Origin of the sequence: Paludisphaera mucosa, from assembly GCF_029589435.1 — a bacterium.
In the GTDB taxonomy this organism is placed as follows: Bacteria; Planctomycetota; Planctomycetia; order Isosphaerales; family Isosphaeraceae; genus Paludisphaera; species Paludisphaera mucosa.
The window spans coordinates 4,110,860-4,130,573 of sequence record NZ_JARRAG010000002.1; the positions used below are offsets into that span (position 1 = coordinate 4,110,860).

Consider the following 19,714-nt stretch of genomic DNA (forward strand, 5'->3'; position numbering starts at 1 on the left):
ATCAGACTTCGATCCTGGATTCGGAAGGAGGCGTGCAGGCCGCGATCGCCGTTTCGAGCCCCTGCACGTCGACGTCCCACCAGGCGCGCAGGGCGAGGAGCAGGGGGTGGAGGCCGGGGTCGGCGATCTCGGCGGCGGCCTCGACGGCCAGGCAGCCGACGCATTCGCCGGCCAACTCGTCGCGGAGCGCGGGGACGACGCGATGGTCCTTGCGGCGGGCCAGCCCGATGAGCGCCTCGCTTCGCGTGTCGAAATCCTCGTCGGCCAGGCGGTCGGACAGGGCGTCGCGGATCGCGGGTGAATCCGCGTCAGTCATGGAGCCGAGGCCGAACGTCGACCAGTCGCGGATCCGCGGCTCGGGGTCGCGGGAAAGCTCGATCAGGCCTTCGATCGCCCAAGTCTCCTCGATGCAGCTCAGGACGTGGACGACGGCATATCGGACCTCTGAGTCGGGGTGGGTTCGGAACCGCGCGGCCGGCGCGACGGCGGGGCCCCGGGACTGATGCCCCAGCGCGAACAGGACCGATGCCAGCGCGCCCGCGTCGGTTTCGACCTCCAGCATCGCGAGCAACGTCCGCAGGCACTCCTCCGGGTACGCCGGGTCCGGCACGCCCAACCTTCCGAGCACGTCGGCCCCGCGCCCGCGCTCGAAGGGGCAAGCGCTCGCGCAGAGCGCGAGCGCACGGTCCAGGATCTCGCGAGCGGCCCGCCGATGGAGCGCGTACATCGCGCCCCATAGGATCTCCTCGTCGGACTCGCAGAGTGCGACGAGGAACAGCTCATCGACCGATCGGGGGTCCTCATCCGGAGCCGGCCGTTCAACGTCCACGGGTGAAGACTCCCATCTGCGTCGGCGGGCCGAGGGTCGGGTCGTCCGGGCCGACGGGGACGAACCGGACGGCGTAGCCGTGCCGCGCCGCGGCGGCTTCGGCCCAGGCGCGGAACTCGGCGCGGGTCCATTCGAAGCGGTGGTCGGGGTGGCGCAGCCGGTCGGGGCCGACGTTCTCCCAGGTGACGTTGTACTCGCGGTTCGGGGTCGTCAAGACGACCGTCGCGGGCCGCGCGGACGCGAACAGGGCGCGTTCGAAGGCGGCGAGCCGGGGAGGGTCCAGGTGCTCGACGACCTCGACGACGGCCGCGGCGTCGTAGCCCTCCAGGCGGCGGTCGCGGTAGGTCAACGATCCCTGCATCAGCCGGATCCGCGCGGCCTGACGCTCGGGGAGACGGTCCAGGTGCAGGCGGTCGCGGGCCGCTTCGAGCGTGCGGATCGAGACGTCCACGCCCACGACCTCCTCGAACTGCGGGTCCTTCAGGAGCAGGCGGAGCAGCCGCCCCTCGCCGCAGCCGAGGTCCAGCACACGGCGGGCGCCCGAGGCGCGCAGCGCGGCCAGGACGGCCCCCAGGCGCTGATCGTTGAGGCTCAGGGGCTTCTCCAGCGAGTCCTCGACCCGCGCGGACGGCTCGTCCGCCTCGTCGACGTCGGCCGGCTCCCCGGGGGCCAGGCGGGCGAGGGCCTCGCGATAGAGGCCGTGGCGATGCTTGAGATAGCGCCGCGTGATCTCGTCCTTCTCGGGATGCCCCGCGAGCCAGCCGGCCCCCTTGGCCAGCAGCTTCTCCATCTCGGCGTCGCCGACGAAGTAGTGCTTGGCGTCGTCGAAGACGGGGATCAGGACGTAGAGATGCGTGAGCAGCTGGGACAGGGTGGTCTCGGCCGCGATTTCGACGGCGAAGTACGGGCTCTCGCCCCACTCCGGGAACTGCTCGTCGAGCGGCCGACGTTCGGCCGCGACGGAGTAGCCCAGCGGTTCGAACACGGCGCGGAGGAACCGCTCGCCCCCGCGCACCGGGAGGACGTCGAGCCGCGCCGAGAGGGGCAGGGGGGTCGCCGCCAGCTCGGGCCGGTCGTTGGACCGTCCCTGCATCGCCGAGCCGAAGACCTGGGCGATCGCCACGCTCATCAGCGACGACGCGGCGTACGGCCGGTCGTTGACGTACCGGTCCAGCAGGCCCTCGCCCCCGGCCTTGCCGCGCACCAGGCCCACCGGATCGACGTCCAGCAGCAGGCAGGCCGAGCAACGATCCTCGCCGGCTTCGGGATAGAAGACCCGCGCCGTCCCGAACGCCAGGGCGTAGCTCTGGAACCGCCCCGGATGCTTGTGCAGCAGGTAGCCGAGGTCGTCCGCCGGCCTTCGCGTCGTCGTGATCGTCAGCAGCATCGCCACGGGTCTCCCGGCCCACGGGGCCGACCTCGCGCCGGTCCCGTCCTCGATGAGGCTCGGACACGAGACGGACGTCCCCCGTTCGGGGGAATCGGAAGTCCGCCCACCACGCCGCGTCATTGTGACACCAGGATCGAAAATTTCACGCGGTCTTCACGCCGCCTCGGCGGGAAATTCTCGCCGTTCGGCCATGATGTCTCGCAATGCATACCGCACGGGGAACGCGCGAGGGGGCCCCGAACAGCTACGACGAAGGACTTCCATGAACACGCAGCGTCGCCGCGGCTTCACCCTGATCGAATTGCTGGTCGTCATCGCGATCATCGCCGTCCTGATCGCGCTGCTGCTGCCCGCCGTGCAGTCGGCCCGCGAGGCCGCCCGGCGGATCCATTGCGTGAACAACCTGAAGCAGCTCGGCCTCGGGGTGATGAATTACGAGAGCGCCAACTCCGCCCTGCCGCCGCAGCAGACGATGGTGATCGTCGGCAACGCGCAGCCGACGTCGTACACCTCGTGGGGCGTGAGCGCCCGGCTGGCGCCGTACATGGAGATGGGGCCCATGTACAACGCCATGAACTTCAGCCTGAAGTACAGCGACGGCCCGAACACGACGGTCAGCTACCTCCAGGTCAAGGCCCTGCTCTGCCCGAGCGAGCCGAACACGCAGCCGTACGACGCCGCCAAGCCCTTCGGCGTGTCGAACTACGGCTGGTCGGTGGGCGACTGGTACGTCTTCGGCGGCGGCGGGGCGCCCCCCAACCGCAGCGCCTTCCACGTCAACACCAGCCGCTCGCTCTCGGCCTTCACCGACGGGCTGAGCAACTCGCTGCTCGCCGCGGAAGTGAAGGCCCGGCAGCCGCTCTACAAGTCGTGCGCGACGCCCGCGAGCCTCAGCCCCACCAGCTTCCCCGTCGACAACGCGACCTCCGCCGCTCTGATCACCCAGAGCTACACCAACGGCTGCAAGGCCGACGCCGGCCACGTCAAGTGGTCGATCGGGTCGGCCTGCTACGACGGCTTCACCACCGCGCTGACGCCCAACTACAAGGTGACGGTCGGGAACCCGGGCGTGGACATCGACTTCGACACCAACGACGAGAACAACGGCGGCCCGACCTACGCGGCCGTGACCTCGCGGAGCTACCACCCCGGCGGCGTCAATACGCTGTTCGGCGACGGCTCCGTCCGCTTCATCAAGTCGTCCGTCGGCTCGACCACCTGGCGGGCCCTCGGCACCATCGGCGGCGGCGAGGTCATCTCGTCCGACTCCTTCTGACCGCCGCGCCCGCCCCCTCGACCCGGGCGAGCCCGGAGGTCGGGGATCGGCGGGCGACTTCCGGAGATCGATCGATGCGTTGGTCCATCGCCGCGGCCGTGCTGCTCGCGATCCTCTGCCCGGGCTGCGATTCCGGCGATCCGCCGCTCCCGCCCTCGGCCGCCGCGCCCGCGAAAGGCCGGATCACCCACCGCGGCAAGCCCCTGACCGGCGGCCGGATCACGCTCGAGCCCACCGACGGCGGCCGCGAGGCGAAGGGCGACGTCCAGCCCGACGGCACGTTCGTCCTGACGACGTTCCAGGAGGGCGACGGCGCGCTCCCCGGCGTCCACCGCGTCTCGATCGCCGGCGTCGAGCCCCCCTTGCGCACCCGAGGCGAGACGCACGTCCGGGTCAGCGAGGGCAAGACCGAGTACCACATCGACCTGAAGTGAGAACCCGCCGCGCTCCGTTCTCGCCACCGACCAATCCACCCAGGACGACGCTGATGCCGACCGCCCGCGCCCGACTCCTCCCCAAGGCCCTCGTCCTGCTCGGGCTGGCCGGGGCCGCCAACGGCGACGACGTCGTCACGCTGACCCCGGCCGCGAGGGTCCAGACCGAGCCCGTCCCCGCCGAGGGGGACGCGGCCGACGACCCGGCGATCTGGATCCACCCCGACGACCCGGCCCGCAGCCTCGTCCTCGGCACCGACAAGAAGGGGGGGCTGCACGCCTACACCCTCGACGGCCGCACCCGACAGGTCGTGTCGGTGGGATGCCGGCCGAACAACGTGGACGTCCTCTACGGCTTCCCGCTCGCCGGCCGGACGGTCGACCTGGCGCTCGCCAGCGTGGGCAAGGGGGGCGACTCGTCCGGGGTGAAGGCCTGGACGATCGACTCGGCGGACGGCGCGCTCGCCGAGATCGGCGACGGCCCCACCTTCCGGACGTTCGACGGCGGCGACCCCTACGGCATCTGCACCTATCGCAGCCCGCGCGACGGGGCGAACTACGTCTTCGTGACCGACCGCGACGGCGCGGTGGAACAGTACAAGCTCGCCCCCTCGTCCGGCCACTCCGGGCCGCTCGAAGCGACCCGCGTCCGGGCCTTCCGCGTGGGCTCGCAGGCCGAGGGGATCGTCGCCGACCGCGAGCGAGCACGGGTCTACATCGCCGAGGAAGACGTCGGAATCTGGGAGTACGGGGCCGAGCCGACCGACGGCGACGGCCGCCGCGCCGTGGCGCGCGTCGGCGAGCACGGCTTGACGGCCGACGTCGAGGGGCTGGCCCTCTATCGCGCCCCCGGCGGCGCGGGCTACATCCTCGCCTCCAGCCAGGGGAGCAGCACCGTCAACGTCTACGAGCGCTCGGGCGACCACGCCTACGTGGCGACCATCGACCCGACGGCCGGGACGACCGACGACGTCGCCCACACCGACGGCCTCGACGTCGTCAACGAGCGCACCTCGCCCCACTTCCCCCGCGGCCTCCTCGTCCTCCAGGACGGCGAGAACGAGGGCCGCCAGAACTTCAAGCTCTTCGCCTGGGACGACGTCGCCGGCCCCCGCCTGATCGTCGACACGACCCCCTCGGCCCGTTAGAAGGTCCTCGACCGCAGGTGAGACGCCGGCGTCGCGAAGGCCGTCGGGACGGCCGCGGCGGCGTGCGGCTCGGCGTGCCTCCCCGCGCGGGCGGGCAGGAAGAAGAAGGCCAGGGCGAGGATGACGTAGACGGTCAGCAGCATCAGGCCTTCGAGCCAGTTGGACTCGCCGTCCTCGGCGACCATCCGCGCGATGGCCACCGAGATCAGGACGGCCAGCACCTCCAGGCTGCTGAACAGGAGGTCCATCGGCTGGGCCCGCAGGTAGCTCGCGAGGACCAGGACCGGGGCCACGAACAGCGCGATCTGCAGCGACGAGCCGATGGCGATCCCCACGGCGAGGTCCATCTGGTTCTTCATCGCCACCAGGACGGCCGTCGAGTGCTCGGCCGCGTTGCCCACGATCGCCACCACTATCACGCCCACGAAGACCCCGTTCATCCCCAGGGCGTGGCTCGCCCCCTCGACCGCCCCCACCAGGATCTCGCTCATCCAGGCCACGAACAGGGTCGCCCCGATCAGAACGCCCACCGACTTGGAGGTGCTCCACAGCGGGCCGTGGACGTGGGCGGCGTCGAGGTCGGAGTCGACCTCGGTCGGCTCGGGGTTGAACAGGCCCTTGTGGGTCTTCAGGCTGAAGATCAGGTGCGCCGCATAGGCCAGCAGCAGGACGATCGAGACGCCCACGCTCAGCTCGTGCTCGAGGATCAGGTCGGCGGCGGTGACCTCGGGCAGGGCGTGGAAGATCGCCGGGACGAGCATCCCGATCGCGGCCAGGACCATCATCGTCGAGCCGACCCCGGCGGCCGTCCGATTGAAGCGCTGGACGTCGTACTTCAGGCCGCCGGCGAGGAGGCTCGCGCCCAGCACCAGCAGGATGTTGCCGATGATGCTGCCCGTGAGCGACGCCTTGACGACCTCGTCCAGGCCGTTGAACAGGGCGAAGAGGGCGATGATCAGCTCGGCCGCGTTGCCGAAGGTGGCGTTCAGCAGGCCGCCGATCCCGGGCCCGAGCCGCTCGGCGAGCTGCTCCGTGGCCCTCCCCATCAGCCCGGCCAGCGGGACGATGGCGAGGCACGACGCCAGGAAGAGCCAGATCGGCCCCGCGCCGGCGAACCTCAGGCCGACCGCGACGGGGACCGCCAGCAGGAGGGCCATGAGCCAGCCCGACTCCCTCGGGTCGAGGAAATCCCACCACGGCCCCGCGGCCGCAACTATCGGGCCGCCGGGGTCTGCGCCCTCGCCCAGCCGGTTGACTCGCGCCTGGTCCAACTTATAATGCCTCCATCTTAAGGGGACCGTCGTCCGGACGGTTAAGGGAATTTAACCCGCTCTCTCCAATCGGTTGCATCGCAGCGAGGGACCAGATCATGGCCGACAGCGTGAAGGAGTTTACCGACGCCAACTGGAAGTCGGAAGTGCTCGATTCCTCGACCCCGGTCGTGGTCGACTTCTGGGCCCCCTGGTGCGGGCCCTGCCGCATGCTGGCCCCGACGATCGAGAAGCTGGCGACGGAGTTCGGCGACAAGGTGAAAGTCGGCAAGCTCAACACCGACGAGAACACCGACACGCCGGGCAGCCTGCGGATCTCGGCCATCCCGACCGTGCTGGTCTTCCACGGCGGCAAGGAGGTCGACCGCCTGGTCGGCGTCAACCCGCTGAACAAATTCAAGGACGCTCTCGAGAAGCTCGGCGTCCCCGTCTGACCCGACCCGACCCCGGCCGGAGCGACCGCCTTCCCATGCCCCTCGCCGCCGATCCCCTCTTCCGGGGGAGCCCCGGGATCAAGGTCTGCGGCCTGACCGACCCCGCCGAGGCGGTCGCCTGCCTGGCGGCGGGGGTCGACTGGATCGGCCTGAATTTCCACCCCCCGTCGCCCCGGTCCCTGACGATCGACCGCGCCGGGGCGATCCTCTCCGCCTGCCCGCGTCCCGACGCCGCCGTCGGCCTTTTCGTCGATCGTCCCCCCGCCGAGGTCGTCGCGACCTGCCGCACGCTCGGGTTGTCGCGGGTCCAGCTCCACGGCGACGAGCCGCCCGAAGACCTGTCGGCGCTGGGCGAGTTCTTCCTGATCCGGGCCTTCCGCCTCCGCGACGCCTCGGCCGTCCGGGCCATGAGCGCCCATCTGGAACGCGCGTCGCGACTCGGCCGCGCGCCCGACGCCGTCCTGATCGACGCCTGGTCGCCCTCGGCGTTCGGCGGCACCGGGGCGACGATCACGGCCTCGATCCTGGTCGACCTGCCGCCGATCGCCCGCCTGATGCTCGCCGGCGGCCTGACCCCCGAGAACGTCGCCGCCCGCGCCCTGGCGATCCGCCCCTGGATGGTCGACCTCGCCAGCGGCGTCGAGTCCGCACCAGGCCGCAAGGACCTCGACAAGGTGCAATCCCTCGTCCGCGCCCTCCGGCCCGTCCCCGCCTGAGGATTTCAATCGACTTCCCCGACTCCCCCCTCGACGCGCCCCGGATCGACTGCTAAAATACCCCTCGACCTGACGACGTGCGACTCGCTCGCACGCTCGACGAATCCGAGAGCCGAAGTGGCGGAATTGGCAGACGCGCTAGGTTCAGGTCCTAGTTCCCTTCACTGGGAGTGCAGGTTCAACTCCTGTCTTCGGCAATACGAATCCAGACGGCGACGGGGTTTACGCGACTCCCGTCGCCGTTCCCGTTTGCGGGCGGGGCTCGACGCAGGTCTTCATCGTGGTGAGGCCTGCCTGGCTGATCCGTCGGGACGGCTCGAGTGGACGTCGTCCATCGCGAATCCCTCGTCGTCGCGCTTATGACCCGATTCGCCGCGGCGTCGACTCCGGGCGTTCCTCGTCGAGTCGCCGTCATCCCCCGAAGTCGAAGCGGACTTCGCCGCCTTCGAGCTTCAGGCGGGCGTCGAAGGGCTTTCCGGCCTTCGACTCGAACCCCTTGAGCAACGGTGTGCGGCCCGATTTCAGCAGGGCCTGGGCCGATTTGACCGAGATCTTCTTGCCGGCGATCGTCTTCCAGACGGCGAATCCGCAACCATTCTTCCGGCCGGAGCAGCCGAAGGACCTCGGCCCCTCCACGACCTCCGAGCCGCACAGGGGGCAGGCCCCGACGGCCACCGTGGCGAACGCGGGGGGACTCGCATCGGGCGCCTTCGTCGTCGCGGCGGCCTTGCCCGTGCGTCGCGGCGGCTTCGCGCCCGAACGCTTCGCCGAGGCTCGTGCCTTGGGCCGGCCGGCGAACCTCCGCTCGGCGGCCGCGGGGACCGGGACGTCCATCAACGCGCCGGACTCCGAGAGCTGGAGCATCGCCTCGCCCGCGCCTTCGAGGGCGAGCGGGCGGGCCAGGACGCGCCGCTGGATCAATTCGCGGATCTGGGCGTCGTCGAGCACCAGGCCGCGGTATTCGCGAAAGAGCGTGAATCGGCACCCGTCCTTCCACCCGGAGCAGCCGAAGCCCTTCTTGCCCGCGATCACCGGCAGGCCGCAGCGCGGGCAGTCTCCCAGGCGGGACGGATCGACCTCGGCGTCCTCGGGCGTGCGGACGACGTCGCCGGTGTAGCGGAGGATTTCGGCCATGAACCGGCCGGGCTCCAGCCGCCCGCGTTCGATCTCGCGGAGCTTGGCCTCCCACTCACCGGTCAGCTCGGGGCTCTTGAGGCCGCGGTCGCGGACGATCGCCACGAGGTAGCGCCCCAGGTCGGTCGCCGCCAGGGCCTTCCCGTCGCGGACGATGTAGCCGCGATCCAGCAGGGTCTCGATGATCGCCGCGCGCGTGGCCGGCGTGCCGAGGCCGCGCTCCTTGAGCGCCTCCTTCAGGGCCTCGTCCTCGACGAGCTTGCCGGCCGTCTCCATCGCGCCCAGCAACGTCCCTTCGGTGTAGGGCTTGGGCGGGCTCGTGCGGCCCTCGCGCACGGACGGCTCATGGGGGCCGCTCTCTCCGACGCGGAATTCGGGCAGCTCCTGCTCGTCTTCCTTCTTCTCGGCGTCGGGCTTGCGCGGGTCGAGCACCGTCCAGCCGGGGTCGACCACCCGGACGCCCCGCGCGCGGAAGGGCACCTGGTTCGTCAGGCCCGAGACCGTCGTGATCTCCTTCACGCAGGTGGGGTAGAACGCGGCGATCAGGCGGGTCACGATCGCGTCGAACACCTTCTGGAGGGCCGGGGCGAGGTTGCCGGGCTTCTTCCCGGTCGGGATGATCGCGTGGTGATCGCTGACCTTCGCGTCGTTGATCAGCCGCCCCGAGAACGCCAGCGACGCGAGATCCAGCCGCCCGACCTGCTCGCCGCGCAACGGCCGAAGGTCCTCCAGGATGCCGGGGATCTTGGCCCTCATGTCGCTGCCGAGGTAGCGCGAATCGGTCCTCGGATAGCTGATGATCTTGGCCTCGTACAACGACTGCGCCGCCTTCAGCGTGGCGTCGGCCGAGAAGCCGAACCGGCGGTTCATCTCGCGCTGGAGCTCGGTCAGGTCGTGGAGCTGCGGGGGCGGAATCCTCTCGGGCTTGCGGTCGACCCCGACGATCGCGAACGGATGTTCGCGGATCCGATCGAGGACGCCCAGGGCCTCGTCCTGGATGGTGAAACGGTCCCCCGCGAACTTGAAGGTCACGGACCGGTAGCGGGTCAGCAGCTCCCAGAAGGGCTCGGGCTGGAAGGTGCGGATCTCGTCGTCGCGGCGGACGATCATGGCCAGCACCGGCGTCTGGACGCGGCCGACGCTCCAGAGCCGCCCGCTCGACCGATACCGGACGGTGTAGTACCGGGTGGCGTTCAGGCCCACGACCCAGTCGGCCTCGCTGCGGCACCGGGCCGCGGCGTAGAGGGCGTCGTATTCCGAGAGCGGCCGGAGCCGGCCGAACGCCTCGCGGATCGCCGACTCGGTCAGGGAGCTGAGCCAGAGGCGCCGCGTCGGCTTGCCGACGCACCCGCACAACTCCTGGATGTAGCGGAAGATCAGCTCCCCCTCGCGGCCGGCGTCCGTCGCGCAGACGACCTCGTCGGCGCCGCGGAGCAGCTTGCGGATCACGCCGAGCTGCTTCAGCGCCCCGGAGTCGCCCCGGGGCTTCAGCTCGAACCGTTCGGGGGCGAACGGCAGGGTCTCCAGCGACCATTTCTTCAGGGCCGGGTCGTAGTCGTCGGGCTCCTTCAGGGTCGCCAGGTGCCCCAGGGCCCACGTGACCTGATAGCCGCGGCCCTCGAAGTAGCCCTCGCGGCGCGTGTCGGCCCCCAGGAAGCTCGCCAGCTCCCGGGCCACCGACGGCTTCTCGGCCAGGACCACGCGCATGCGGACGAATTCTCGGAAAGCCGGGGATCTCGCCCTCTTCTATTCGATTGTACACATCGACCGCGCGGCGGAGAAGCGCGGGCCGGAGTCGAGCGAAGGAGGGCGGCGGACCTGGCCACGAAGGTGACATGCGTACAGAAAAATCACGCGATTTCTCTTGGAACGAATCGAGCCGACGGGTATATTGCCGGGCGTTCAGGTCGAGCCGCTCGGGCAGGACGTCCCTGAGGGAAGGATCCGGGCGAGGTCGCGTGAAGGACGACGAAACGGCGTCCCCGTCGTGGGGCGGTCGGGGAATCCATGGGAGGGGTGACGATGAGTCGCATCAGGGTGCTGGTCGGCACGCGCAAGGGGGCGTTCATCCTGACCTCGGACGGCGGGCGGGGCCGCTGGAAGGTCGACGGCCCCCACTTCGCGGGGTGGGAGATCTACCACCTGAAGGGATCGCCGGCCGATGCCGACCGGCTGTACGCGTCGCAGTCGAGCAGCTGGTTCGGGCAGATCATCCAGCGTTCCGACGACGGCGGCCGCACCTGGACCCCACCCGGCGGCGAGCCGACGACCACGCCCGACGGGACGCCGTCGGGGCAGAGCAATCGGTTCGCCTACGACACGTCGACGGAAACCGGCAAACCCCTCACGACCCACCAGTGGTACGACGGCACCCAGCACCCCTGGGAGTTCAAGCGAGTCTGGCACCTCGAACCGTCCACGACCGATCCCGACAGCGTCTACGCGGGCGTGGAGGACGCTGCGCTCTTCCGGTCGAGCGACGGGGGCCGGTCCTGGCGAGAGCTCGCCGGCCTGCGGGGCCACGAGTCGGGCCCGAGCTGGCAGCCGGGCGCCGGCGGGATGGGCCTGCACACCGTCGTCCTCGACCCGGGCGATCCGAAGCGGATCTTCATCGCCATCTCGGCGGCCGGGGTGTTCCGCTCCGACGACGGCGGTCGGACCTGGGCACCGAAGAATCGCGGCCTTCGCTCGCAATTCATCCCCGACCCGGACGCCCCGGTGGGCCACTGCGTCCACCGCATCGCGATGCACCCTTCGCGCCCGAACACCCTCTTCATGCAGAAGCACTGGGACGTGATGCGGACGGACGACGGCGGCGAATCGTGGCGCGAGGTCAGCGGCGACCTGCCGTCCGACTTCGGCTTCCCGATCGACGTCCACGCCCACGAGCCGGAGACCGTCTACGTCGTCCCGATCAAGAGCGACTCCGAGCACTACCCGCCCGAGGGTAAGCTCCGGGTCTACCGCAGCCGCACCGGGGGGGACGCCTGGGAACCCTTGACGGAGGGGCTGCCCCAGGGCGACTGCTACGTCAACGTGCTGCGCGACGCCATGTGCGTCGATCGACTCGATCCTTGCGGCGTGTACTTCGGCACGACGGGCGGCCAGGTCTACGTCTCGCCCGACGCCGGCGACCATTGGACGCCCATCGTCCGCGACCTGCCGGCGGTCCTCTCGGTCGAGGTGCAGACGCTGCCATGATCCGCGTCGTGCTGCCATTCCACCTGCGGGCCCTGGCGGGCGTGGCCGGCGAGGTGCTGCTGTGCGTGAAGGGGCCGGCGACTCAGCGGACGGTCCTCGACGCGCTCGAGGCCCGCTTCCCGGTGCTCCGCGGGACGATCCGCGACCACGAAACGCAACGCCGCAGGGCGTTCCTGCGATTCTTCGCCTGCGAACGGGACCTGTCTCTGGACCTCCCCGACGTCCCCCTCCCCGCCGCCGTCGCCGAAGGGCGGGAGCCGTTCCTCGTCGTCGGTGCCGTGGCGGGCGGGTGACCCGGCCGTAAGAAGTCGCACGGCCGTCGCGTCGCGCATCGCGGCCGACCCACGATGGGTGATCGGACCGGTGGTCGTGCGGACGGCGTTGGAGGTGCTCCTGGTCGATCGGGCGTGGGCGATGTCCCGCGGACTGGAGGCGGCCGCGGACGCCCCCGAGGGCCGAGTCCGGGCGATCGGATGACGAAACCCCGTCGATCGCGATCGGCGATCGAACGCGTCGATCCTTCCTGATCCGATCGGCCGCAGCCGCCGCGGCGTCGGCGCTGGTCGTGGCGCCCCCCCTGAAAAGCCGGGCGGCACCCAAGAGGCGGCCCAGGCCGCCGCACCCCACCCGCCGCCGCCTCCCCATCGCGGGGGGGGCATCTCGGCCTGAGCCGCAGCTCCTCATCAGCTTGATCCACGAGTTCATGGAGGACGAGGCGGCGCACGTGCCGATCCTCCAGCAGAAGCTCGTGGACGAGGACAACCCGCCGAGCCCGCAGATCCGTCCGGTACCGACGCTCAACATGGCGGACCTGATCCAGCCCGACGTGACGTCGTTCCTGAGGGCCGCGGCCGGGTTCGAGAACACCGGGTCGGGGGCCTGCGGCGGGACCCTGTTCGCGATTCAGCAGACCGACGAGTACTTCCGCACGGCCGTGAGCCTCCGCACGGTCGAGTCGCGCCACGCGTCGTCCCTGAACGCGCTCCTGGGCGAATCGCTCGTGCCCGACTTCGCCCCCGTCGAGGCGCCCATCGATCAGGGGGTCACCGTCTCGCGGGTCTTCCCGTTCGTCTCCGACCCCGGCCCCAGCGGCTTCCCGAAGTTCGACCCCGTCAACGCGTCGGTCCCGAACAACTTCCGAATCATCGACTTCCTCCTCTTCCTGGAGCATGTCGAATCCGCGTTCTACCGGGCCAACGTGCCCCTCTTCTTCGGATGACCCCCACCCGCCGGCCGTACGCCGACGCGGCGGCCGGCGCCGGGACGTCGGCGCGGCGGATCAGACGCTCCACCCGGCGAGCCTCGCCGGCTTCGCCAGCAGGAGCGGAAGTTCGGCCGCCCGGCTCGCGATCAAATCCCGGCTCGCGGGGAGGTCGTCGAGCAGTCGCCGGGCCTTCTCCCCGTCGGGCTCGCCCTCCAGCCGGGCGACGGCCTGCGCGACCCGAACTTCCACGAATTCGACGGTGAGCGTCCGGGAGAGGAATTCGACGTTCTCGGGCTTCCACCCGACGTCGTGGATGAGGCTGTCGGACTCCGTCAGGTAGGGGCCGCCCTCGCCTCGCTCGGGCGTCCATCGGCTGAAGAGGGGGTTCTCGCCCTCGAAGTACATCAGGCCCGAGCAATACTGGAGCGCCGCCACGGCCCGGCCCGGGGTTTCGAGCGACCACCAGGGCTCCCAGAGCAGGTCGATCCGGGGCATGATCAGGCCGACGGAGTTGAACCGGCCCATCCAGCCGTAGGCCGGCGTCCGCATGCCCGCAGCGACGAAGCCCCGCTCGGCGTCCAGGCGCTCCAGGAACGCGTCCCGGAAGAACGCATAAACGGCCTCCCGTCGGTCGGCGGCGACGAGCCTCTCGAGGACGTCGCCTCGCAGGAGGCCGAAGTGCAACTCGACGCCGCCGTCCCCCGCGGACCGGTTCTTCATCAACGAGTCTCGCCAGTCCATCAGGCAGGCGGGGAGCAAGTATTCAAGGAGGTCGAGCTGAAGCTCGACGTAGGCGAGGTCGTGATAGTAGTACCCGAGGTCGCCGAGGTCCATCCGTTCGTGAGGCGTCCTGGCGAGGCGTTTCAGGACGTGGTCGTAGCCGTCGAACTGGCGTTCCGTGACGGCCCCGGGCGGCCTGGGGTCGCCGCAGATCGCCCGGGCCCGGTCCCAGCCGATCGGGGCCGAGACGTCTCGGTGCTTCCGGCCCACGAGCTGATCCTCCCCTGCGATCGTCTTCACGACGGCGCCTTCGGCGCGGCATTGTGGAAGCCGAAGAGGCTCGCCGCGGTCCCGCCCAGCACCTTCGCCTGGTCCTCGGCGGACAGGTCGGCCAGGTGGGAGCGGACCTGCTCGCGATAGGCGCGATAGCTCGCCCCGGTGGCCTCGGGCTCGGAACCGCCGCCGTAGATCAGCCGGTCGGGCCCGAACCGCTTGACGAGGTCCCGAACGACCGGGCCCACGTCGCGGTGCGGGTATTGATCCTGCGCGGGGAACGCCGACAGCTTCATGATCGTGTTGGGGAGCTTCGCCCAGGCGTGCACGACGGCGTTCTCCTCCGGGCTCCCCTGGAACGGCCGGCCCAGGTGGTCGAGGATCACCTTCGTCGCCGGGAATTCCCGGATGAGCGGCTCGAAGCCGGGGGCGTAGCGGGGCTCGAAGTGGAGCTGGATCGCCAGGCCGAGATCCCCGGCGCGACGCCACAGGGCATGCAGCTCGGGCTTGCCGAAGGGGGGCAGGCGGTCGGGGGCGTACGCGTGGATCCGGGCGGCGACGATCTGGCCCTCGCGACGGCGGACCAGCTCGGTCATCCGATCGAGCGAGCCGGGACGGTCGGCGAAGAACAGGCACGTCCCTTTCAGCCGGGCCCGTCCGACATCCAGGCAATGCTCCAGGTAGCGGTGGTCGTCCTGGTACGGCTCAGGGTGGACGACGACGGCGAAATCGACGCCGGCCTCGTTCATGCACGCCAATAAATGCTCGGGCGTCGCGAGTTCGACGGGCCGGTACGGGCCCAGCGGGTGGTACGGGAACCGGGCGTCGTCCCGCCCGGCGAAGCAGTGCACGTGGGCGTCGACCACCGGGACGCGGCGATCGTCGCCGCCCGCCCAGGCTCGGGCCGTCGCGAGCAGCAGGGGCGAGGCGGCGGCGGCCTGGAGGAAGCGGCTTCTTCTCACGGCGGCGGTCCCCCGAATCGACGGAAATCCAGCTCACTTCGTCGTCAGAACGATTTCGAAGATCAGGAAGAACGGCATCCGGAAGCAATCCTCCAGATTCGGATGCTCCCGAACGAGCGCGGCGTCCGGCCTGGGCTCCAGGAGGCTGCGGATGACGAACCCGGCGTCCCGGATCAGCGTGCTCCATTCCGCAAGCGTGTGGCGACGGAACGGGGTCTTCCAGGGGTATTTCAGTCGGGCCATCGACCAATCGCAGACCGCAGGCCCGCTTTCGAAGTAGCGATCGAGGCAGAGCGCCAGCTTGCGGCCGCGCTCGTCGCGCTTCCATTCCCGGAAGGTCAGGTCGGTGCCGGGGTGGGGGACCGAGAACACCATGCGGCCTCCGGCCCCGAGCAGGCGACTCACCCCGGTGAAGACCTCGGCCGGTTCGGACATATCCTGCAACGACATGCAGCCCGTCACGAGGTCGAAGCGCCGGCCTTCCAGGCCGGAGCCGACCTGTGCGGCATCCATCAGCCGATACTCGATCCCCAACGCATCCGCCGCCTCGCGCTCGATCGCTCGTTCGAGCAGGGCTTCCGAGACGTCGACCCCGAGGACCGAGGCCTCCGCGCCCGCCAGGAGGCGGCTGAAGTAGCCGTGGCCGCAGCCGAGGTCCAGGACGCTCGCGCCGCGGACGTCGCCGCAGGCCGCGAGCAGCGCGGGCCCGTGGACGAGGCCACGGTAGTAGTCGGCGCCGGAATCGACGAAGTCAGCGAAGGCGTCCGCGCCTGCGTTCCAGGCGTCGCGGGCGTCGAGGTCGAAGGAGTCCTGAATCATCCCCCCCGCCTTCCGAGACGCTCGAAAGCCCATCCAGGCCGCCCCTCGGGCTCGCAAAAGCCGGCCGTATCCCCGTCGTCGTTATAGCCCGGGAGTCGGGCCGAAACAATCCGGGGCGCGAACGACCACGGAGGCCCGAGGGCGCGAGGAGATGTAAGGCCATTGCGGCCGGCCGCGGGGAAATCCCCGGATCACGGCCAAGAAACCCGGGATCGAGGCCGCGAGGCTGCCGAAAAAACCCTCAAGTGGAGTGTCCCGACGCCCGGAGGGTTCATGCTCAAGAACATCATCCTGGAACGCCCCCTCGCGGTGATCGACCTGGAGACGACGGGGGTCGACGTCAAGGTCGACCGCATCATCGAGGTCAGCGTCCTGAAGATCTCGCCCGGGGGCGAGGCGGACCACCGGACCCGGCGGGTGAACCCCGGCGTGCCGATCCCGCCCGAGGCCACCGCGGTCCACGGAATCGGCGACGACGACGTGGCCGACTGCCCCACGTTCCGGGCGATCGCCCCGGGATTGGCCCGCTACCTCGACGGCTGCGACCTGGGCGGGTTCAACATCCTGAAGTACGACCTGAGGCTGCTCGCCGCCGAGTACAACCGGGCCGGGCTGACGTTCCCGATCGCGGGGCGGAAGGTCGTCGACGCCTGCCACCTCTTCCACCAGCGCGAGCGCCGGGATCTGACCGCCGCCTACAAGTTCTACTGCGGCCTCGACCACGTCGGGGCCCACGGCGCGGCGGCCGACGTGCTGGCGACCCTGGCGATCCTCGACGCCCAGGTCTCCCGCTACGACGACCTGCCGAGGACGATCGACGGCCTGCACGAGCACTGCACCGACCCCAAGGCGCTCGACCTCGGCGGCATGTTCGGCCGCTGCGACGAGGGGACGGTCGTGTTCATCAAGGGCAAGTACAAGGGCCGCTCGCTCGACGACATCGCCCGCACGAAGCCCGACTACCTGCAGTGGATGCTCCGAGACGACTATTTCGACGACACGAAGTCGATCGCCTCGGAGGCGCTCAGGCAGGCCGGCTGACGGCGGCGCGGGCGGTCAACGATCGCCGGCGGGGAAGTCCGTGCCCAGCGAGACCGGCTCCCAGCGGTCGAACTCCTCGCCGAGCTTCCGCAGCTTCTCGCGGGCGCGGTTCAACGCGTCGGACCCGAGGAGCAGGTGGAGCGGCGGCTCGGCCGACTCCACCGCCTCGATGATCGCCCGCGCCCCCCGGACGGGGTCGCCGAGCTGCTTCCCCTGGAGCTGATCGAGGTACGACACGACCTTGCCGCTCGTCGCGGCGTATTCGGCGATCCGACCCGGGGCGTGACGGATGGACTGCGACGAGAGGAAGTCGGTGCGGAACGCGCCCGGCTCGACGACGGTCACCCGCAGGCCCAGCGGCGCGACCTCCTGGGCGAGGCTCTCGGACATCCCCTCGAGCGCGAACTTGGCCGCGGCGTACAGGCCCGAGCCGGCCATCGGGGCGATCCCGGCGATCGACGAGAGGTTCACGATGTGTCCGCCGCGGCGCTCGCGCAGGAAGGGCAGGGCGGCCCGGATCAGCCGCAGCGGGCCGAAGAAGTTGACGTCGAAGACGCGGGCCGTCTCGACCTCGTCGGCCTCCTCCACCGCCCCCAGCAGGCCGTAGCCGGCGTTGTTGACCAGGACGTCCAAACGTCCGTGCAACGCGTGGGCCTGCTCGACGACCTGGGCCTCCCGCCCCGGCGCGGCGAGGTCGAGCGCGAGCATGTGGAGCGAGCCGGCGCCGGCGTCGAGGTCCGCCGTCCCGTCGCGGCTCGTGCCGACGACGACGTCCCCCCGGGCCAGCACCGCGCGGGCCAGCTCCCGGCCCAACCCCCGCGAGGCGCCCGTGACGAGCCAGACTTTCCTGGGCTGTGACATGGATCAAGAGTCCTCATGAGAAGGGATGACGATGGTTCAGAGCGTCTGCCCGGTGGGCCGGACGAGGATCTCGTTGACGTCGACCGCCGCCGGCTGGCGGACGGCGTAGAGGACCGCCTGCGCGACGGCCTCGGCCGGGATGGCGATCGCCATGAGCTGGTCCATCATCGCGATCATGCCGGGGTCGGTGACGTGGGAGGCCAGCTCGCTCTGCACCGCGCCGGGGCTGATGATCGTGCTCCGGATGTTGGGACCGACTTCCTGGCGGAAGGCCTCGGAGATCGCCCGGACGGCGAACTTCGTGCCGCAATAGACCCCCGCGCCGGCGAAGCTGGCGTGGCCGGCCACCGAGGAGACGTTGATGAGGTGGCCGCTCCCCTGGGCCAGGAACCGGGGCAGGGCGGCCGAGACGCCGTAGAGCACCCCCTTGATGTTGACGTCGATCATCCGATCCCAGTCGTCCACCGCGTCGGCCGCCAGCGGAGACAGGAACATGGCGCCGGCGTTGTTGATCATCACGTCGATTCGGCCGAATTGGTCGACGGCGGCGGCGACGAGGGCCTGCACCTCCTCACGCTTCGTCACGTCGACCGCGTGCGCCAGGGCCTGGCCGCCGGCGGCCGCGATCTCGCGCACGATCGTCTCCAGGCGGTCGACGCGCCGGGCCCCGAGGACCACGCGGGCGCCCTGCGCGGCGAGCAATCGGGCGACGGCCTCGCCGATCCCGCTGCTGGCCCCGGTGACGACCACGACCTTCCCCTCGACCTTGCTCTCCCACTCGGGCATTGCCGGATCCTCCGAGACGCGATCAAAGACGGTTGCGGACGGCTCCGCACTCCGGGGGATTGTAGGCGAGCCGTCGCCTCGGTCGGTAACCCGATCCTCGACGGTTCTTGCACGATCCTCCGACTCCTGGCGAGATCACCATGGTCCCGCCGGCCCCGGCCGCCTAGACTGGATCCGAGGGACTCGAGACGATCGCGACGAAGGGGAGGGCGGCATGCTCGCGGATCGGTCGACGCTGGCCGGGCTCGTGGAACGGTACACCGGGAGGGACGGCGTCCATCCGACGGCCGTCGCCGGGCTGACGCTCTTCCGCGCGACGAAGACCCACGAGTCGGTCGCGACGGTCCACGAGCCGGCGTTCTGCATCGTCGCCCAGGGGCGCAAGCGGGTGACGCTGGGCGAGGAGGTCTTCTGCTACGACCCCGCGCAGTTCCTGCTGGTCTCGGTGGACCTCCCGCTGTCGAGCAAGGTCGTCGAGGCCACGCCGGACGAGCCGTACCTCGGCGTGCGGATCGACCTGGACCTGGTCTGCGTCGGCGAGCTGATGATCGACGCGGCCCCGGCCGGATCGGACGCCGCCCCGCCGGCCCGCGGGCTCTCCGTCAGCCCCCTCGACCCGCCGCTGCTCGACGCGGCGGCGCGGCTCGTCGCCCTGCTGGAATCCCCGCGCGACGTCGCCGTCGTGGCCCCGCTGATCCGCCGCGAGATCATGTACCGGTTGCTCACGGGCGAGCAGGGGGGGCGGCTGCGGCAGATCGCCGCCGACGGCGGGCCGACGCGGCGGATCGCGCTGGCCATCGACTGGCTCCGCGACCATTTCGCGAGCCCCTTCCGCATCGAGGACCTGGCCCGCGTGGCGCACATGAGCCCCTCGACGTTCCACCAGCACTTCAAGGCGGTCACGGCGATGAGCCCCTTGCAGTACCAGAAGCGGCTGCGGCTCCAGGAGGCCCGCCGGCTGATGCTCGCCGAGGCCCTGGACGCGGCCGCCGCCGGCTACCGCGTGGGCTACGAGAGCCCTTCCCAGTTCAGCCGCGAGTATCGCCGGTCTTTCGGCGAGCCCCCTCGACGCGACATGGCGCGGCTGCGGACGGCCTCGCCGGCCGCGCAAGGCTGAACGTCGACGGACACCGACGATGAGAACGGGGCCGGCCTCAATCCGGACGCCGCCGGCGACTGGACGCGCCGCCGCCTGGTCGCGGCGGGCCGCGACGG

General features: G+C 70.7%; 19 protein-coding genes and 1 tRNA gene. 11 read left to right on the top strand and 9 right to left on the bottom strand.

Translation table 11 applies throughout. The annotated features are described in order from the left end of the window. Window position 1: 1 nt before the first annotated feature. Window positions 2–829: a HEAT repeat domain-containing protein gene (locus PZE19_RS25650; protein ID WP_277863452.1), complete on the bottom strand. Its 828-nt coding sequence runs from the start codon at window positions 827–829 to the stop codon at window positions 2–4. Beyond that, window positions 819–2,216, bottom strand: coding sequence for a 3' terminal RNA ribose 2'-O-methyltransferase Hen1 (locus PZE19_RS25655; RefSeq protein ID WP_277863453.1), 1,398 nt, complete (start codon window positions 2,214–2,216; stop codon window positions 819–821). The genes PZE19_RS25650 and PZE19_RS25655 overlap by 11 nt, the downstream gene beginning before the upstream one ends. A 265-nt stretch (window positions 2,217–2,481) precedes the next feature. Here PZE19_RS25655 and PZE19_RS25660 point away from each other — a divergent pair, with 265 nt between their 5' ends. The 3 genes from PZE19_RS25660 (at window position 2,482) to PZE19_RS25670 (ending at window position 5,077) form a co-directional block, all read left to right on the top strand. Next, window positions 2,482–3,495, top strand: coding sequence for a DUF1559 domain-containing protein (locus tag PZE19_RS25660; protein ID WP_277863454.1), 1,014 nt, complete (start codon window positions 2,482–2,484; stop codon window positions 3,493–3,495). Between the two features lie 74 nt (window positions 3,496–3,569). Beyond that, window positions 3,570–3,929 carry a hypothetical protein gene (locus tag PZE19_RS25665; protein ID WP_277863455.1) on the top strand — a complete coding sequence of 120 codons (360 nt, stop codon included), beginning with the start codon at window positions 3,570–3,572 and terminating at the stop codon, window positions 3,927–3,929. A gap of 53 nt (window positions 3,930–3,982) precedes the next feature. Continuing rightward, complete coding sequence (locus PZE19_RS25670) at window positions 3,983–5,077, top strand: phytase (RefSeq protein ID WP_277863456.1); 1,095 nt, start codon at window positions 3,983–3,985, stop codon at window positions 5,075–5,077. Here PZE19_RS25670 and cax read toward each other — a convergent pair. Next, window positions 5,074–6,348: a calcium/proton exchanger gene (gene cax / locus PZE19_RS25675; RefSeq protein ID WP_277863457.1), complete on the bottom strand. Its 1,275-nt coding sequence runs from the start codon at window positions 6,346–6,348 to the stop codon at window positions 5,074–5,076. The two genes, PZE19_RS25670 and cax, sit on opposite strands and share 4 nt — an antisense overlap. A gap of 98 nt (window positions 6,349–6,446) precedes the next feature. On the opposite strand from cax, the gene trxA reads away from it, so the two are divergent. The 3 genes from trxA (at window position 6,447) to PZE19_RS25690 (ending at window position 7,695) form a co-directional block, all read left to right on the top strand. Next, a complete protein-coding gene (gene trxA, locus PZE19_RS25680) occupies window positions 6,447–6,782 on the top strand; it encodes a thioredoxin (RefSeq protein ID WP_277863458.1) in 336 nt (111 codons plus the stop codon). A gap of 35 nt (window positions 6,783–6,817) precedes the next feature. Further along, window positions 6,818–7,498, top strand: a complete 681-nt coding sequence (locus PZE19_RS25685; RefSeq protein WP_277863459.1) for a phosphoribosylanthranilate isomerase — start codon at window positions 6,818–6,820, stop codon at window positions 7,496–7,498. Between the two features lie 111 nt (window positions 7,499–7,609). After that, window positions 7,610–7,695: transfer RNA gene (locus PZE19_RS25690), tRNA-Leu, on the top strand. A 214-nt stretch (window positions 7,696–7,909) separates the two neighbouring features. Here the strand turns inward: PZE19_RS25690 and PZE19_RS25695 are convergent. Next, complete coding sequence (locus PZE19_RS25695) at window positions 7,910–10,339, bottom strand: type IA DNA topoisomerase (protein ID WP_277863460.1); 2,430 nt, start codon at window positions 10,337–10,339, stop codon at window positions 7,910–7,912. Window positions 10,340–10,654: 315 nt separating this feature from the next. On the opposite strand from PZE19_RS25695, the gene PZE19_RS25700 reads away from it, so the two are divergent. The 3 genes from PZE19_RS25700 (at window position 10,655) to PZE19_RS25710 (ending at window position 13,052) form a co-directional block, all read left to right on the top strand. After that, entirely contained in the window at window positions 10,655–11,833 is a 1,179-nt protein-coding gene (locus PZE19_RS25700) for a sialidase family protein (protein WP_277863461.1), read from the top strand. Then, window positions 11,830–12,126 (top strand): MoaD/ThiS family protein, encoded by a 297-nt coding sequence (locus PZE19_RS25705; protein ID WP_277863462.1) that lies wholly within the window; start codon window positions 11,830–11,832, stop codon window positions 12,124–12,126. Before PZE19_RS25700 ends, PZE19_RS25705 begins: the two co-directional genes overlap by 4 nt. A gap of 272 nt (window positions 12,127–12,398) precedes the next feature. Beyond that, window positions 12,399–13,052 carry a ferritin-like domain-containing protein gene (locus tag PZE19_RS25710; protein ID WP_277863463.1) on the top strand — a complete coding sequence of 218 codons (654 nt, stop codon included), beginning with the start codon at window positions 12,399–12,401 and terminating at the stop codon, window positions 13,050–13,052. 60 nt (window positions 13,053–13,112) lie between these two features. Here the strand turns inward: PZE19_RS25710 and PZE19_RS25715 are convergent, their stop codons facing one another. The 3 genes from PZE19_RS25715 to PZE19_RS25725 are packed head-to-tail and all read right to left on the bottom strand — an operon-like array spanning window position 13,113 to window position 15,811. Continuing rightward, a complete protein-coding gene (locus tag PZE19_RS25715) occupies window positions 13,113–14,057 on the bottom strand; it encodes a hypothetical protein (protein WP_277863464.1) in 945 nt (314 codons plus the stop codon). After that, entirely contained in the window at window positions 14,054–14,992 is a 939-nt protein-coding gene (locus tag PZE19_RS25720; protein ID WP_277863465.1) for an amidohydrolase family protein, read from the bottom strand. The genes PZE19_RS25715 and PZE19_RS25720 overlap by 4 nt, the downstream gene beginning before the upstream one ends. A gap of 33 nt (window positions 14,993–15,025) precedes the next feature. After that, complete coding sequence (locus PZE19_RS25725) at window positions 15,026–15,811, bottom strand: class I SAM-dependent methyltransferase (RefSeq protein ID WP_277863466.1); 786 nt, start codon at window positions 15,809–15,811, stop codon at window positions 15,026–15,028. A gap of 273 nt (window positions 15,812–16,084) precedes the next feature. Between PZE19_RS25725 and PZE19_RS25730 the strand changes: the two genes are divergently transcribed. Beyond that, entirely contained in the window at window positions 16,085–16,852 is a 768-nt protein-coding gene (locus tag PZE19_RS25730) for a 3'-5' exonuclease (protein ID WP_277863467.1), read from the top strand. A 15-nt stretch (window positions 16,853–16,867) separates the two neighbouring features. Here PZE19_RS25730 and PZE19_RS25735 read toward each other — a convergent pair whose 3' ends face one another. Both PZE19_RS25735 and PZE19_RS25740 read right to left on the bottom strand, forming a co-directional pair. Then, window positions 16,868–17,713: an oxidoreductase gene (locus tag PZE19_RS25735; protein WP_277863468.1), complete on the bottom strand. Its 846-nt coding sequence runs from the start codon at window positions 17,711–17,713 to the stop codon at window positions 16,868–16,870. A gap of 36 nt (window positions 17,714–17,749) precedes the next feature. Then, on the bottom strand, window positions 17,750–18,499 hold the full coding sequence (locus tag PZE19_RS25740; protein ID WP_277863469.1) for an SDR family oxidoreductase: 750 nt from the start codon (window positions 18,497–18,499) through the stop codon (window positions 17,750–17,752). A 214-nt stretch (window positions 18,500–18,713) separates the two neighbouring features. On the opposite strand from PZE19_RS25740, the gene PZE19_RS25745 reads away from it, so the two are divergent. Beyond that, window positions 18,714–19,616 carry an AraC family transcriptional regulator gene (locus PZE19_RS25745; protein WP_277863470.1) on the top strand — a complete coding sequence of 301 codons (903 nt, stop codon included), beginning with the start codon at window positions 18,714–18,716 and terminating at the stop codon, window positions 19,614–19,616. Window positions 19,617–19,714 lie beyond the last annotated feature (98 nt).